This window comes from Pseudomonas sp. FP597 (genome assembly GCF_030687435.1).
Taxonomy (GTDB): Bacteria; Pseudomonadota; Gammaproteobacteria; order Pseudomonadales; family Pseudomonadaceae; genus Aquipseudomonas; species Aquipseudomonas lactucae.
The window spans coordinates 6,302,748-6,317,770 of record NZ_CP117432.1 but is presented as its reverse complement, the minus strand read 5'-3'; the positions used below and the strand labels follow the sequence as shown (position 1 = coordinate 6,317,770).

13 protein-coding genes and 1 pseudogene are annotated in these 15,023 nt (G+C 60.8%); 9 read left to right on the top strand and 5 right to left on the bottom strand.

What is annotated here, in order from left to right:
* The first annotated feature begins 100 nt into the window (after positions 1–100).
* Positions 101–325: a DUF1127 domain-containing protein gene (locus tag PSH66_RS29095; RefSeq protein ID WP_003176899.1), complete on the top strand. Its 225-nt coding sequence runs from the start codon at positions 101–103 to the stop codon at positions 323–325.
* Here the strand turns inward: PSH66_RS29095 and PSH66_RS29090 are convergent, their stop codons facing one another.
* Positions 326–1,618 (bottom strand): FAD-binding oxidoreductase, encoded by a 1,293-nt coding sequence (locus tag PSH66_RS29090; RefSeq protein ID WP_141062863.1) that lies wholly within the window; start codon positions 1,616–1,618, stop codon positions 326–328. It abuts the gene before it with no gap.
* A 115-nt stretch (positions 1,619–1,733) separates the two neighbouring features.
* Between PSH66_RS29090 and PSH66_RS29085 the strand changes: the two genes are divergently transcribed.
* Positions 1,734–2,087, top strand: coding sequence for a YkgJ family cysteine cluster protein (locus PSH66_RS29085; protein WP_003176897.1), 354 nt, complete (start codon positions 1,734–1,736; stop codon positions 2,085–2,087).
* Positions 2,088–2,128: 41 nt separating this feature from the next.
* On the opposite strand, the gene PSH66_RS29080 is transcribed toward PSH66_RS29085, so the two are convergent.
* Positions 2,129–2,617: an Lrp/AsnC ligand binding domain-containing protein gene (locus PSH66_RS29080; RefSeq protein WP_003176896.1), complete on the bottom strand. Its 489-nt coding sequence runs from the start codon at positions 2,615–2,617 to the stop codon at positions 2,129–2,131.
* Between the two features lie 155 nt (positions 2,618–2,772).
* Between PSH66_RS29080 and dadA the strand changes: the two genes are divergently transcribed.
* The 6 genes from dadA (at position 2,773) to PSH66_RS29050 (ending at position 8,866) form a co-directional block, all read left to right on the top strand.
* Positions 2,773–4,074, top strand: coding sequence for a D-amino acid dehydrogenase (gene dadA, locus PSH66_RS29075; protein WP_141062864.1), 1,302 nt, complete (start codon positions 2,773–2,775; stop codon positions 4,072–4,074).
* A complete protein-coding gene (locus PSH66_RS29070; protein WP_042945471.1) occupies positions 4,046–4,399 on the top strand; it encodes a RidA family protein in 354 nt (117 codons plus the stop codon). Before dadA ends, PSH66_RS29070 begins: the two co-directional genes overlap by 29 nt.
* Before the next feature lie 75 nt (positions 4,400–4,474).
* Entirely contained in the window at positions 4,475–5,548 is a 1,074-nt protein-coding gene (gene alr / locus PSH66_RS29065) for an alanine racemase (RefSeq protein ID WP_305428094.1), read from the top strand.
* 116 nt (positions 5,549–5,664) lie between these two features.
* Positions 5,665–6,213 (top strand): cupin domain-containing protein, encoded by a 549-nt coding sequence (locus tag PSH66_RS29060; RefSeq protein WP_003176893.1) that lies wholly within the window; start codon positions 5,665–5,667, stop codon positions 6,211–6,213.
* Positions 6,214–6,395: 182 nt separating this feature from the next.
* The gene (locus tag PSH66_RS29055) at positions 6,396–6,806 is read left to right on the top strand and encodes a cytochrome c5 family protein (protein WP_042945469.1); all 411 of its coding nucleotides are present in this window, start codon (positions 6,396–6,398) and stop codon (positions 6,804–6,806) included.
* Positions 6,807–6,943: 137 nt separating this feature from the next.
* Entirely contained in the window at positions 6,944–8,866 is a 1,923-nt protein-coding gene (locus PSH66_RS29050; RefSeq protein WP_305428093.1) for an acetyl-CoA hydrolase/transferase C-terminal domain-containing protein, read from the top strand.
* Positions 8,867–8,945: 79 nt separating this feature from the next.
* Here the strand turns inward: PSH66_RS29050 and PSH66_RS29045 are convergent, their stop codons facing one another.
* Both PSH66_RS29045 and rep read right to left on the bottom strand, forming a co-directional pair.
* Positions 8,946–9,515, bottom strand: a complete 570-nt coding sequence (locus PSH66_RS29045) for a xanthine phosphoribosyltransferase (RefSeq protein ID WP_003176890.1) — start codon at positions 9,513–9,515, stop codon at positions 8,946–8,948.
* 58 nt (positions 9,516–9,573) lie between these two features.
* A complete protein-coding gene (gene rep, locus PSH66_RS29040) occupies positions 9,574–11,583 on the bottom strand; it encodes a DNA helicase Rep (protein ID WP_003176889.1) in 2,010 nt (669 codons plus the stop codon).
* Positions 11,584–11,838: 255 nt separating this feature from the next.
* On the opposite strand from rep, the gene PSH66_RS29035 reads away from it, so the two are divergent.
* Positions 11,839–13,503 (top strand): bifunctional diguanylate cyclase/phosphodiesterase, encoded by a 1,665-nt coding sequence (locus PSH66_RS29035; RefSeq protein WP_078826564.1) that lies wholly within the window; start codon positions 11,839–11,841, stop codon positions 13,501–13,503.
* 68 nt (positions 13,504–13,571) lie between these two features.
* Here the strand turns inward: PSH66_RS29035 and PSH66_RS29030 are convergent.
* Positions 13,572–14,976 (bottom strand): annotated as a pseudogene (locus tag PSH66_RS29030) (NorM family multidrug efflux MATE transporter).
* Between the last annotated feature and the right edge of the window lie 47 nt (positions 14,977–15,023).

The following is a 15,023-nucleotide window of genomic DNA, read 5'->3' as shown; positions in this document are numbered from 1 at the left end:
ATCTGTATTGATTTAATAAAAATGGTTTGAATCTGTAATGGTTTTCGCGACGCGCTCATTGTGTGCACTCAAGGCAACACGCCAATGAGGGGCAGTAAAAATGAACGGCATGAGCGATGTGCGGCTGGCGTTACACCGTCAGGAACGGGTGACAGGGCAGGAACGCGCGATGACCGCGCCGACCCATAGCCGCTGGTGCCTGTTCTGGCGCCACCGGCACACGCGCAAGGCCCTGCTGACGCTGAGCCCTGAGCAATTGCGCGACATCGGCTTGACCGCCGAGCAGGCACGCCAGGAAGGGTTGAAGCCCTTCTGGCGCAGTTGATCAGATCAGCTCTCTGAGGCGGTGCCAGAGCATCCCCAGCGCCAGCAGCGGCGAGCGCAGGTGCTTGCCGCCAGGAAAGGTGATGTGCGGCACGCGGGCGAACAGATCGAAACGCCCCTGTTGCTGGCCGCTGATGGCTTCGGCCAGCAACTTGCCCGCCAGGTGGGTGGCGTTGAGGCCATGGCCGGCGTAGGCCTGGGCGTAATACACGTTGGGTTGGTCGGCCAGGCGGCCGATCTGCGGCAAACGGTTGGCGCCGATACCGATCATGCCGCCCCATTGATAATCGATCTTTACATCGGCCAACTGCGGGAACACACGCAGCATTTTCGGGCGCATATAGGCGCCGATGTCCTGAGGGTCGCGGCCGGAATAGTGGCAGGCGCCGCCAAACAATAGACGACGGTCGGCGGACAGGCGGAAGTAGTCCACCGTGACGCGCTGATCACACACCGCCATGTTCTGCGGCAACAGGTTGGCGGCTTGCGCTTGGCTCAACGGCTCGGTGGCGATGATGTAGCTCCCGGCGGGCAGCACCTTGCCGCTCAGGTGGGGATTGAGGCCGTTGAGGTAGGCATTGCAGGCCAGCACCAGGGTCTTGGCGCGCACATGGCCCTGCGCGGTATGCACCTTGACCTCGGGGCCGTAGTCGATACGCAGCACTTCGGACTGCTCAAACAGCTGTACACCCAATTGCTGCGCGGCGGCCGCTTCACCAAGGGCTAGGTTCAGCGGGTGCAGGTGGCCGGAGCCCATGTCGATCATGCCGCCTACGTAGCGCCCGGAGCCGATTACGCTGCTCATCTCGCTGGCTTGCAGCAGGCGCACTTCATGGCGATAGCCCAGGCTGCGCAATTCTTCGGCATCTTCGGCCAGACCTTGCAGGTCGCGGGGTTTGTTGGCGAGGTCGCAATAGCCCCAGGTCAGGTCGCAGGGGATCTGAAAGCGCTCCACGCGCTGGCGCACGATCTCCACGGCTTCCAGGCCCATCAGCTTCATCTCGCGTACGCCGTCGGTGCCGATGATGTTGGCGAATTGGTCCAGGCCGTGGCCGACCCCGCGAATCAGCTGGCCGCCGTTACGTCCGCTGGCGCCCCAAGCGATTTTTCGCGCCTCCAGCAGGACCACGCTGAAGCCACGCTCGGCCAGCTCCAGGGCGGTATTGAGCCCCGAGAAGCCACCGCCGACCACGCAGACGTCAGCCGCCACTTCACCGGCCAATGCCGGAAAATCGGGTTGCGGCACGCTGCTGGCGGCATAGTAGGACGAGGTATGTCGGGCGCTGGCGGTCATGGAGAAGCTCCCTGTTTGGAAAATTTGACGCAGGATACAGCGGTCGGACGGCGCTGTCTGCGCGGAGCGTTTTACGGCAGAATCCATGTCTATTCGCCGTTCGGTACGTGTTTCGATGAGTTGCAACAGTCAGAAAATCAGCGCATTGCGCCGTCAGATTCCTTCGTTCGAGTGCGTACCCGGTTGCCATGACTGCTGTGGGCCGGTGACCACCTCGCCCGAGGAAATGTCGCGTCTACCGCGCAAGACAGCTGCCGAGCAGGACGCGGCGATGGATGAACTCAATTGCGTACACCTGGGGCCCAACGGCTGCACGGTGTATGACGAGCGCCCGCTGATCTGTCGCTTGTTCGGCACCACCAAGACCTTGCCGTGTCCTAACGGGCGAGGGCCGGTTGAGTTGATCCATCCACGGGTCGAAAAGCAGATCCATGAGTACATGGCGAGTACCCGGCAGGTGCTGGTCTGACGGATGTGCGCGGCCCTTCCCACATTTGACCCACTTGTCAGTCAGTCCGGGATCGGCAGGTTCAGGCTCTCTTTCACTTCTTCCATCACGATATAGCTCTTGGATTCGCGCACATGGGGCAGCTTGAGCAGGATATCGCCGAGCAACTTGCGGTATGAGGCCATCTCGGAAATCCGTGCTTTCACCAGATAGTCGAAGTCCCCGGACACCAAGTGGCACTCCAGCACATGGGGCAGTTTCAGCACGGCGCGGCGAAACTCTTCAAACGTATCGCCGGATTTGTAATCGAGGCTGATCTCGACAAATACCAGCAAACTCCCTTTCAAATGCTGCGGATTGAGCCGCGCGTTGTAGCCCATGATGATCCCTTCACGCTCCAACCGGCGGACCCGCTCGGTACACGGCGTGGTCGATAACCCGACTTTTTCCCCCAGTTCCGTGAACGAAATTCGCCCGTCGGTCTGCAGGATGCGCAGGATGTTACGGTCGATCTTGTCCAGCTCCCGCTTGGTCTGGGTGTTGGTACGCATAGGGGATACGCCTCTGTAAAAAGGGTTTTTGCCGAGAATTGTCGCCAAATATAGGCATTTATATAGTGAAATGCACTGGTGATTGCTTTTTATACTGCGCTCATCATTGCTCGAACAACACACGTCAGCGGTCACGCCGCGATGAGGATATGAAAATGCGCGTTCTGGTCTTGGGTAGCGGTGTCATTGGTGTGACCAGTGCCTACTATTTGGCTCGTGCCGGCTTTGAGGTCGTGGTAGTCGACCGCCAGCCAGCCGCCGCCATGGAAACCAGTTTCGCCAATGCTGGCCAAGTGTCTCCAGGCTATGCCTCGCCCTGGGCTGCGCCGGGCGTGCCGCTCAAGGCCATCAAGTGGTTGCTGCAACGCCATGCGCCGCTGGCGATCAAGGCCACGGCAGATATCGATCAATACCTGTGGATGGCGCAGATGCTGCGCAACTGCACGGCCAGCCGCTATGCGGTAAACAAGGAGCGCATGGTGCGCCTGTCCGAGTACAGCCGCGACTGCCTCGACGAGCTGCGCGCCGAGACCGGCATCTCCTACGAAGGCCGCAGCCTTGGGACTACCCAGCTGTTCCGTACCCAGGCACAGCTCGACGGCGCCGCCAAGGATATCGCCGTGCTGAAAGAGTCCGGCGTGCCGTTCGAACTGCTCGACCGCGCCGGCATTGCTCGTGTCGAGCCGGCCCTGGCCAGCGTCACCGATATCCTCGCCGGTGCCCTGCGTCTGCCTAACGACCAGACCGGCGATTGCCAGATGTTCACCACTCGCCTGGTCGACATGTGCAAGCAGTTGGGCGTGGAGTTCCGCTTCGAACAGGATATCCAGCGCCTCGACCATGCCGGTGATCGTATCAACGGCGTGTGGATCGACGGTAAGCTGGAAACCGCCGACCGTTACGTGCTGGCCCTCGGCAGTTACTCGCCGAAACTGCTCAAGCCGCTGGGGATCAAGGCGCCGGTGTATCCGCTCAAGGGCTACTCGCTGACCGTGCCGATCACCGACCCGGCGATGGCGCCTACGTCGACTATTTTGGACGAGACCTACAAGGTCGCGATCACCCGTTTCGACAACCGCATTCGCGTGGGTGGCATGGCTGAAATCGCCGGTTTTGACCTGTCGCTTAACCCGCGCCGACGCGAAACCCTGGAGATGATCGTCAACGACCTTTATCCTCAGGGCGGCGATTTGGCCGAGGCCACCTTCTGGACCGGCCTGCGTCCGACCACGCCCGACGGTACACCGATTGTGGGTGCAACGCCGTTCAAGAACCTGTTCCTGAACACCGGCCACGGCACCCTCGGTTGGACCATGGCCTGTGGATCCGGTCGCTTGCTGGCCGATCTGATGGCGAAGAGAACCCCACAGATCAGCGCTGCAGGCCTCGATATTTCCCGTTATGGCAACCACCAGGAGTCCGCACAACATGTCAATCCAGCGCCAGCTCACCAATGAGCGCATGAGCCAGATCGTTATCCACAGCGGCACCGTGTATCTGGCGGGACAGGTCGGCGACGACATGAGCGCCGGGATTGAACAGCAGACCCGTGAAACCCTGGCCAACATCGAGCGGTTGCTCGACCTGGCCGGTAGCGACAAGACCAAATTGTTGTCGGTGACGATTTACCTGAAAGACATCGATGCCGATTTTGCCGGCATGAACGCGGTCTGGGACGCATGGCTGCCCAAGGGCGTCGCCCCGGCCCGCGCCACGGTTGAAGCCAAGCTGTGCGAACCGCAAATCCTGGTGGAGCTGTCCGTCGTGGCTGCGCTGCCTTAACACCGTTTCCTCCCGGCGCCGACGTAAACCATCGGCGCCGGTTTTTTTCACTCTGTTGCCTAGAAGCCCGCCGCCATGCGTCCAGCCCGTGCCCTGATCGATCTCCAGGCCCTGCGCCACAATTACCGATTGGCCCGTGACGTCACGGGGGCCAAGGCTCTTGCCGTGATCAAGGCCGACGCCTATGGCCATGGTGCGGTGCGCGTGGCCCAGGCGCTGGAAGCCGAGGCCGATGGGTTCGCCGTGGCCTGCATCGAAGAGGCGTTGGAGCTGCGCGCCGCCGGGATTCGTGCGCCGGTGCTGCTGCTGGAAGGTTTTTTCGAAGCCGACGAGCTGGCGCTGATCATCGAGCACGACTTCTGGTGCGTGGTGCACTCGCTGTGGCAGCTGGAGGCAATCGAACAGGCCGCCTTGAGCAAGCCGCTGACGGTCTGGCTCAAGCTGGACTCGGGCATGCACCGTGTCGGCCTGCATCCCAAGGATTATCAAGAGGCTTACCAGCGCCTGCTGGCCAGCGGTAAAGTCGCGAAGATCGTGTTGATGAGCCATTTCGCCCGCGCCGATGAGCTCGATTGCACCAGCAGCAACGAACAAGTGGCGGTATTTGAAGCGGCACGCCAGGGGCTTGCGGCCGAAGTCAGCCTGCGCAATTCGCCTGCGGTATTGGGCTGGCCGAGTGTGTCCAGTGACTGGGTACGCCCGGGCATCATGCTCTACGGCGCGACCCCATTCGGCGAGGACCAGGCTCTGGCCGCGCGTTTGCAGCCGGTGATGACCCTGGAGTCGAAAGTCATCTGCGTACGTGAATTGCCGGCCGGCGAGCCGGTGGGTTACGGCGCCAGGTTCGTTACACCAAAACCGATGCGCATCGGGGTGGTTGCCATGGGCTACGCCGACGGCTACCCGCGTCACGCGCCGACCGGTACGCCGGTGCTCGTCGCCGGGCAGCGCAGCCAACTGCTGGGGCGTGTGTCGATGGACATGCTCTGCGTCGACCTGACTGACGTGCCACAGGCTGGCCTGGGTTCTACGGTCGAGCTGTGGGGCAAAAACATCCTAGCCAGTGACGTTGCGGTGGCCGCCGACACCATTCCCTATCAGATATTCTGCAACCTGCGCCGCGTGCCAAGGCTCTATATCGGCGCTTGATCGTCGCCTACGAACGCAGCCGTCCGGGATTTAGGCCCAAGTGTTGTAAATACTGAACGCTGTCGCCATGATAACGCTCAATTACAACAAAGCCTGAATTCTAGGAGGCTCCCGCATTGGACGTCGGCGAACGACTGCAATCCATCCGTAAGTTGAAGGGTCTTTCCCAGCGTGAGCTCGCCAAGCGCGCGGGTGTCACCAACAGCACCATTTCGATGATCGAAAAAAACAGTGTCAGCCCCTCGATCAGCTCCTTGCGCAAGGTGCTGGGCGGCATCCCCATGTCCATGGTCGAGTTCTTTTCCGAGGAGATCCTCCAGGAAATACCGACGCAGATCGTCTATAAAGCCAATGAGCTGATCGACATCTCCGACGGCGCGGTGACCATGAAACTGGTGGGTCGGGCGCACCCCAGCCGGGCCATCGCGTTTCTCAACGAGATCTACCCGCCCGGCGCCGACACCGGCGAAGAAATGCTCACCCACGAAGGCGAAGAAACCGGGATTCTGGTGGAGGGCCGCCTGGAGTTGGTGGTCGGTCTTGAAACTTTTGTGCTCGAAGCCGGCGATAGCTACTACTTTGAAAGTACCAAGCCCCATCGTTTTCGCAATCCGTTCGATGTGCCGGCGCGACTAATCAGCGCAGCCACGCCCGCGAACTTTTAAGAACAGAGGCGCCCTGCCAGCGTTGCAGAGGTTCCCGCAGCCGTATTCCGTGCGGTCGAATCTCCCTTTATTTAATAGGGTTGTTTCGGCCGGGCGGGCTAACCGTTATACTTTCGCCGCCTGCGAAACCGTGGCCGCAGGCGTGAATAGCCACCATTGAGGGTGAACGCGTGAACCTAATTATGAAAATGCTGGCTGCACCAGCAACCGTACTGGCCCTATGGGCTGTCAGCGCTCAAGCTGCGACCAATGATGACATTGCCAAGCGCCTGGAGCCTGTGGGCCAGGTTTGCGTCCAGGGCCAGGAATGCAAGGGGATGGAAGTCGCCGTTGCAGCGGGCGGCGGCGGCGCGAAAACGCCGGACGATATCATCGCCAAGCATTGCAATGCATGCCACGGCACCGGCCTGCTCGGCGCACCGAAGATCGGCGACACCGCCGCCTGGAAAGAGCGCGCCGACCACCAGGGCGGTCTCGATGGCATCCTTGCCAAGGCGATCACCGGTATCAACGCCATGCCGCCAAAGGGCACCTGTGCGGATTGCTCGGATGACGACCTCAAAGGCGCTATCAAGAAGATGTCCGGGTTGTAATTAGCCAATCTTCGTCAAAAATGCCGCTTACGAGCGGCTTTTTTGTGGGCGCAATTCAGGTTTTGCGCTGTTCTTTGCAGCAAAGACGCGGCAAGCTCGGTCGAACCCCTATTCATGGAATGTTCGGGAGCAGTCGGATGGTGCAGTTGTGTTCAATCGAGCAAGCAGTTGACGACGTACTGGAGCGCTTGCCGGCGCATATCCACATGGGCATGCCGCTGGGCCTGGGTAAGCCCAACCTGTTCGTCAATGCGCTGTACCGGCGCATCGCCCATTTGCCCGAGCGGGCGCTGACGATCTACACCGCCCTGAGCCTGGGGCGCCCAACCCTGGGCGATGGTTTACAGAAACGCTTTTTGGAACCCTTTATCGAGCGCGTGTTTGGCGATTATCCCGAGCTGGATTTTCTTGCCGCCCTGCATTCGGACAGCCTGCCGAAGAATATCCATGTACGGCAATTCTTCATGCAGCCCGGCAGCCTGCTCCACAGCGCGTCGGCCCAGCAGGATTACGTCAGCAGCAACTACAGCCATGCCGCCCGTGATATCAACGGGGCCGGCCTGAACCTGGTGGCGCAACTGGTGGCCAGCAGCGCCGAACACCCGGACCGCCTGAGCCTGAGCTGCAACCCCGATATTACCCTCGACTTGCTGCCGATGATCGCCAAACGCCGTGCCGCGGGTGAAACCATTTTGATCGTCGGCCAGGTCCATACCGACTTGCCCTACATGCCTGGCGATTCCGAATTGGGCATGGACGCGTTCGACTACCTGATTGACGCCAAAGACAGCTCCACGCTGTTCTCCACGCCGAACATGCCGGTGGGCTACCAGGACCACTTTATCGGCCTGCATGCCAGTACCTTGGTGCGCGACGGCGGCACCTTGCAGATCGGCATTGGCTCCATGGGCGATGCCCTGACCGCCGCCTTGCTCGCGCGCCAGGCAGACAACGAAGCCTACCGCCTGCTGCTGACAGACCTGGATGTGTACCAGTGGGCGCCGTTGATCAGCCGTGAAGGCGGCGTCGACCCTTTTGCCCGTGGCCTCTACGGTTGCAGCGAGATGTTCGTCAACGGCTTGCTGGTACTGGCGGATGCGGGAATCGTACGGCGCAAGGTGTACCCGGATGTGGCGACCCAGGAACAGGCCAATGCCGGCTTGCTGGACGATGCGGCGCAAACCGATGGCGTGTCGATTCATGGCGGGTTCTTTCTGGGACCACGCAGTTTTTACCAGCGCTTGCAGGACATGACCCACACCAAGCGCCTTGAATTCAACATGACCCGCATCAGCTATATCAACGAGCTGTACGGTCAGGAAGAACTCAAGCGTTTGCAGCGCCAGGATGCGCGGTTTATCAACAGCGCGATCATGGTGACGCTGCTCGGCGCGGGCGTTGCCGACCAGTTGGAAGATGGCCGCGTACTCAGCGGCGTGGGCGGGCAATACAACTTTGTCGCCCAGGGCCATGCGCTGGAAGGTGCGCGCGCCATCCTGATTCTGCGCAGCTGGCGTGAGTCGGCGGGGGAGGTCAGTTCCAATATTGTCTGGGACTACGGGCACTGCACCATTCCCCGGCACCTGCGGGATATCGTCATCACCGAATACGGAATTGCCGACTTGCGCGGGCAGACGGATGCCCAGGTCATCGAGGCACTGCTCAATATCGCCGACTCGCGTTTCCAGGACGACTTGATCGAACAGGCACAAAAGGCCGGCAAATTACCCAAGGACTTCCAGCTGGATCCGCGCTTTGCCGACAACACGCCGGAGCGCCTCAAAGGCATTCAGGCGCGGCATAAACGGTTGTTTCCGGAATACCCGTTGGGGAGTGATTTTACTGACGAAGAGCGGGACTTGTTGCGGGCGCTGAACTGGCTCAAGAGCAAGTTCAAGCTGACGGAGATGCTGGAGTTGGGCAAGGCGGCGCTGGATGCACCGGAGCCGGAGGCGTTTCCCAGGCATTTGGAGCGGATGCGGCTGGATAAGCCGGAGGGGCTGAAAGAGGATCTCTATCAGCGCCTGTTGCTCGCGGGCTTACAAGCAACCGCGCACTGAAAACCAACAAATAACTCAATGTGGGAGGGGCGGTGCGACGGTTCGACTTGCCCCCTCCCACATTTCAAGCAGTGTTGACTCAGATAAAGGTGACAACCCCACCCGCCAACGACTTCACCCGCGCCAGCGACTCCACTCGATAACCCTGCGCATCCAGCTCCGCACGGCCACCCTGGAACGATTTCTCGATCACGATCCCCAAGCCCGCAACGGTCGCGCCGGCTTGCTTGATGATCGATATCAGCGCCTGGGACGCCTTGCCGTTGGCCAGAAAGTCATCGATCACCAACACGCGGTCGCTGCTGGTCAAATGACGCGGCGAGATCGCCACGGTGCTCTCGGTCTTCTTGGTGAAGGAATACACCGTCGCCGACAGCAGGTTTTCGGTCAGCGTCAGGGACTGTTGCTTGCGCGCGAAGATAACCGGTACACCCAGGTTCAGGCCGGTCATGATTGCTGGCGCGATGCCTGAGGCTTCGATGGTGACGATCTTGGTGATGCCCGAGTCCTTGAACAGCGCGGCGAATTCGTCGCCGATCAGTTTCATCAGCGCCGGGTCGATCTGGTGGTTCAAAAAGGCGTCGACCTTGAGTACCTGATCGGAAAGCACGATGCCTTCTTCGCGAATTTTCTTGTGCAGTGCTTCCACGGAAAGCTTCCTCTAATGGCGCGTTGTGCGCCGAAAGTAGATTGAAAAGTAGTCGATTCTAGCGCTTTAACATCGCGCGTATGTCAGCCAGGGCGCTGTTGCCGCGAACGGCCTTGACCTCGGTCGGGGTGTCGTCGTTGCCTTCCCAGGCCAGGTCGTCCGGCGGCAGTTCATCGAGGAACCGGCTGGGCGCACAATCAATGATTTCGCCGTATTGCTTGCGCTTGGCGGCAAAGGTGAAAGCCAGGGTCTGACGTGCGCGGGTAATGCCCACGTAGGCCAGGCGCCGTTCCTCTTCGATGGTGTCGGCTTCAATGCTGGAGCGGTGCGGGAGGATTTCTTCTTCCATGCCCATGATGAACACGTAGGGAAATTCCAGGCCCTTGGAGGCATGCAGGGTCATCATCTGTACACCTTCGGCGCCGTCTTCTTCTTCCTGCTGGCGCTCGAGCATATCGCGCAGCACCAGCTTGCCGATGGCGTCCTCGACGGTCATCTCGCCGTCTTCGTCTTTTTCCAGGGTGTTCTTCAGCGCTTCGATCAGGAACCAGACGTTGCTCATGCGGTAATCCGCGGCCTTGTCGCTGGAACTGTTGGTGCGCAGCCAGTTTTCGTAGTCGATGTCCATGACCATGCTGCGCAGTGCGCTGATCGGGTCTTCGCCGGCGCATTGCTCGCGCACTTTGTCCATAAAGCGCTTGAAGCGTGACAGGCGATCGGTGAAGCGTGTGTCCAGGTGTTCGCCCAGGCCGATTTCGTCGGTGGCGGCGTACATGGAGATCTTGCGTTCGGTGGCGTAGTTGCCTAGCTTTTCCAGGGTCGTCGAGCCGATTTCCCGACGCGGGACGTTGATTACCCGCAGGAAGGCGTTGTCGTCATCCGGGTTCACGATCAATCGGAAGTAGGCCATCAGGTCTTTTACTTCCTGGCGTCCGAAAAAGCTGTTGCCGCCCGACAGGCGATACGGCACCTGGTGGTGTTGCAGTTTCAGCTCGATCAGCTTGGCCTGGTAGTTGCCTCGGTACAGGATCGCAAAATCACTGTAGGGCCGGTCGGTGCGCAGGTGCAGGCTGAGGATTTCCACGGCCACGCGCTCGGCTTCGGCGTCTTCGTTGCGGCAGCGGATCACGCGAATCTCATCGCCGTGCCCCATCTCGCTCCACAGCTGTTTTTCAAACTCGTGGGGGTTGTTGGAGATCAGCACGTTGGCGCAGCGCAGGATGCGGCTGGTGGAGCGGTAGTTCTGCTCCAGCATCACCACTTTCAAGGACGGGTAGTCGACCTTGAGCAGCATCAGGTTTTCCGGGCGGGCGCCGCGCCAGGCGTAGATCGACTGGTCGTCGTCGCCCACCACGGTGAATTGATTGCGTGTACCGATCAGCAGCTTCACCAGCAGGTATTGGCTGGCGTTGGTGTCCTGGTATTCGTCCACCAGCAGGTAGCGCACCTTGTTCTGCCACTTTTCAAGGATGTCGGCGTGTTCCTGGAACAACTTGACCGGTTGCAGGATCAGGTCGTCGAAGTCCACCGCGTTGAACGCCTTGAGCGTGCGTTGATAGTGGGTGTAGACGATGGCGGCGGTCTGTTCCTTGGGGTTGCGTGCGTTTTCCAGGGCCTGGGCGGGCAGGATCAGGTCGTTTTTCCAGGCGCCGATCATGTTCTTGATCTCATCAACGCCGTCGTCGCCTGCGTATTCCTTCTGCATGATGTCGGTCATCAGGGCCTTGACGTCGGTCTCGTCGAAGATCGAGAAGCCCGGCTTGTAGCCCAGCCGCGCATGCTCCTTGCGGATGATGTTCAGGCCCAGGTTGTGGAAGGTGCACACGGTGAGGCCACGACCTTCACCCCCCTTGAGCAGGGTGCCGACACGCTCTTTCATCTCGCGCGCGGCCTTGTTGGTAAAGGTCATGGCGACAATGTACTGGGCACGGATGCCGCAGTTCTGGATCAGGTGCGCAATCTTGCGGGTGATCACGCTGGTCTTGCCGGAGCCTGCACCGGCGAGCACCAATAGAGGGCCGCCGACGTAGTTCACGGCTTCTTGCTGCCGGGGGTTGAGTCGGGACATACGGAATTTGAGGAGTCGTTGTTCAAAAGGGCGGGCATTTTAACAGGCTGGCAAGATTCTGCTGCTCTGGATCGACGGTGTGACGTACCACTCGATCTAAATTTGCCGGTTTTGCTACTTTGCCGCAGGATGTATTGGTTTTTAGGACAATTGCTTACAGCCTGCGTATTTGATGGTACCTATCATTGGTGATTATCAGGCCGCACGTCATAATGCCCGCCGCCAACGAAATTTTGCAGAGTCTAGGGAGCTAGCTTGTCTACGCCTGTCGAACCCTTGCGTTTGCTGCTATTGGCCGATGCGCCTGAGTGGGCAGCGTTGTTGCGCGAGTGCCTGGCGCCGATGGGCGATGGGGCTGTGCTGATCAGCGCGCCAAACTGGGACTCGGTGAGTCGTCTGTTCGACGACGACCACAGCGCCGTGCTGTTGACCACGCCCAGCCTGCAACCCGGCCCTGGCCGTTGCAGCCTGCCGTGCGTATTGCTGTTGGAGCAGGAACCGTTGGTATCGCCGCTCGGTGTGAGCGATTGGCTGATCCGTAATGTGCTGGACGCCGAAACCCTGCGCCGCTGCCTGCGCCATGTGCGTGAGCGCGGTGTGCTGGAAACCACCCTGCAGCGCCTGGCCGAACAGGACCCGCTCACCGGCATCGCCAACCGTCAGGGCTTCCAGACTCTGCTGGCGGCGCGGCTGGCCGAAAACGAAGGTCGCGGGCTGGCCCTGGGTCATCTGGACCTCGACAACTTTCGTCATGCCAACGACGCCCTCGGCCATCAGGCCGGCGACCGGTTGATCCTGCAAGTGGTGTCGCGGCTCAAGAGCCAGCTCGAAGCCGGCGATCAACTGGCCCGCCTGGGCAGCGACGAATTCGCCTTGCTGATCGACACGCGCCGTGCGCCCCAGCGCGCTGAATGGATGGCTGAGCGCATCACCGAAGTCATGGCCGAACCTTACTGGGTGGATGGCGAAAGCCTGCTGATCGGCTGCAGCCTCGGCGTGGCCCATGCCCGCGCCCGCGCCGGTGCCGACCCGCTGATGTGGCACGCGCATATCGCCATGCAGCAAGCCAAGAGCACCCAGGGCTGCACCTTTCATATCTTCAACGAACGTATCAACCGTAATGCACGCAGCCTGGCCGACCTGGAAAGCGAACTGCGCCGGGCACTGCGCCGCGATGAACTGGAGCTGCATTACCAGCCGCGCCTGGATTTGGACGACGGGCATATCGTCGGCCTGGAAGCCCTGGTGCGCTGGCGCCATGGCGAGCGCGGCCTGTTGCCCCCCAGCGAATTCGTGCCGCTGGCCGAGCAGAGTGGCCTGATCGTGCCGTTGGGCTACTGGGTGATCTCCCGAGCCCTGCGTGACATGCAAGACCTGCGTGAACGCGGCCTGCCGCCGTTGCATATGGCGGTCAACCTGTCGTTCCGCCAGTTTCAGGACAGCCAGTTGCTCTCCACCCTCAGCCGGCTGATTGCCGAGCGTGGTGTGGAGGCGCAATGGCTGGAGTTCGAGTTGACCGAAACCGCCGTGATGCGCCGCAGTGACCTGGTCAAGCAGACCATGGACGCCCTCGGTCGCCTGGGCGTGCGGTTTTCCCTGGATGACTTCGGTACCGGTTTCTCGTCGTTCGTACACCTCAACAGCCTGCCGATTGCCTTGTTGAAGATCGACAAGAGCTTCGTCGGTGGCATGGAAGAACGCGAAGAGAACCGCAAGCTGGTACACGCCATGATCAATTTGGCCCACAACCTCAACCTGGAAGTGGTGGCCGAGGGGGTCGAAACCCCTGAACAGCTTGCATTGCTAAGGCTGTTCGGCTGCGACCAGGCCCAGGGTTACCTGATCAGCAAGCCGTTGCCGTTGCCTGAGTTGGTGGAATACCTGACGTTTGGCAAGAACCAGCAGGTTTTACTCGGTTGAATTGAGAGCCCAGTCAAACTGTGGAAGGGAGCGAGCCCGCCCACAGTTTTTTTGGCCGAGTAAAACCCTTACTCCGTCTGTGCGACCTGAAACGAACCTTGCGCCTCAGGCTCCAGCCGAATCATGCGCTTCATCTTCGCCTCGAAGGCCCAGGTCAGGCTCACTGCCGCACAGGCCAGACCCAGCGCCAAACCCCACCACACACCGGTTGGACCCCAGCCCAGGGTGAACGCCATCAGCCAGGCCGAAGGCGCGCCAATCAACCAGTAGCAGCCCGCACCGATCAGAAAGGTGGTCTTGGCGTCCTTGAGTCCGCGAATGCAGCCCATGGCGATGGTTTGCACGCCGTCGAACAGCTCGAACCAGGCGGCAACGGCGAGCAGGCTGACGGCCAGGACGATCACGTCATGGAACGCCGGGTTGTGGTGATCGATGAGCAGTCCGATCAGGGGATCGGAAAACAGCCACAGCACCGCGGCGAATCCCAACATCACCGTGGCACCAAAACCAATGCCGACGCGACCGGCCAGGCGCGCCTGCAGCAATTGCCCGGCGCCATAGTGCTGACCGATGCGCATGGTCACCGCGTAGGACATGCCCGCCGCGCACCATGAACGCCACCGAGACGATTTGCAGGGCCACCTGATGCGCCGCCAGTTGCGTACTGCCCATGGTGCCCATGCACAGCGCGGCAAAGGCAAACAGCCCGACTTCCACCGCATAGGTGCCGCCAATCGGCAGGCCCAGGCGCCACAGTTCGCGCAGATACTGGGTGTTGAGGCGCAACAGGCCGATGCCCAGCGGGTAAGCGGCATAAGCGCGGTTGCTGCGGATGTACCACATCAACGTCAATGCCATGCCATTGGCGACGATGGCCGTGACCAGGCCAATACCCATCAAGCCCAGTTTTGGCAGGCCGAACATACCTTCGATCAGCGCGTGGTTGAGCAGGTAATTGAGCACGGTGCCGCCGAGGCTGATCACCATCACCGGGGTGGCCTTGCCAATGGCGCTGGTGAAGCCGCGCAAGGCCATGAAACTCAGGTAGCCGGGCAGGGCGAACGGCAGGATCGTCAGGAACAACCCTGCCGACTGCACGTTGGTTTCGGTCTGGCCGAACATCAGCAGCACGGGCTTGAGGTTCCACAGCAACAACGCTGCCGCCAGGGCCATCAGCCACGCCAGCCATAGCCCGGCCTGGGTCAGGCGGGTGGCGCCTTGGATATCGCCCGCGCCGTGACGGATCGCCACCAGGGTGCCGACGGCGGCAATCACGCCGATGCAGAAGATCGATACGAACGAATAGCTCGCCGCTCCCAGGCCACCACCGGCCAAGGCTTCGGGACTCAGGCGCGCCATCATCAGCGTGTCGGTCAGCACCATCAGCATGTGCGCCAACTGCGAGGCGATCAGCGGCCCTGACAACCGCAGAATGGCCCAGAGTTCGGTACGTGCCGGATGCCGCATGATCATCACACTCAAAAAGTCAGAGGGTTGGGGGAAGGTTGATTCTCGGTGCT